The sequence below is a fragment of the Bacillus sp. Nf3 genome (genome assembly GCF_003028545.1).
GTDB lineage: Bacteria > Bacillota > Bacilli > Bacillales > Bacillaceae > Bacillus > Bacillus safensis.
Map to the genome: position 1 here is coordinate 1 of NZ_PYUA01000125.1, position 514 is coordinate 514.

Consider the following 514-nt stretch of genomic DNA (forward strand, 5'->3'; position numbering starts at 1 on the left):
CTGAAGGCCATCGACACGCCGACCAGGAACAGGAAGAACGGGAACACCAGATCGGTGGGTGTGCAGCCGTGCCATTCCGAATGACGCAGCGGTGCGAACACCGCACTCCAGTCGCCCGGATTGTTGACCAGCAGCATCGCCGCCACGGTGATGCCGCGCAGGGCATCGATCGAGCCCAGCCGGCGTGGCGGCGTCGCGTTCATCAGGCGGCCTCGTACTGTCCGGCAATCCAGGTGCCACGTACCTGCAACGCATCATCCAGCAGCACCAGGTCGGCCTGGTAGCCTTCGGCGATGTGGCCCAGGCGGTCATCGACATTGAGGAACTGCGCCGGATAGGTCGAGGCCATGCGTGCGGCTTCGGCCAGCGGCTGACCGAGCAGCTGCACGGTGTTGCGCACCGCGGTGGCCATGTCCAGCGCCGAACCGGCCAGCGAACCGGCAGCGTTGCGCACCACGCCGTCGATGGCGGTGATGGTTTCGCCGTACAGCACGTAGCTGGGATCGTCGGCACC

1 protein-coding gene and 1 pseudogene are annotated in these 514 nt (G+C 66.5%); both read right to left on the reverse strand.

Going from position 1 to position 514, the window contains the following annotated elements:
• Positions 1-203, reverse strand: a pseudogene (locus C9414_RS21155) (heparan-alpha-glucosaminide N-acetyltransferase domain-containing protein); the annotation flags it as partial.
• Positions 203-514, reverse strand: a 312-nt coding sequence (locus C9414_RS21160; RefSeq protein WP_142398095.1) for an amidohydrolase family protein, incomplete at its 5' end; no start/stop codon positions are given. The gene C9414_RS21160 and the pseudogene C9414_RS21155, both read right to left, overlap by 1 nt.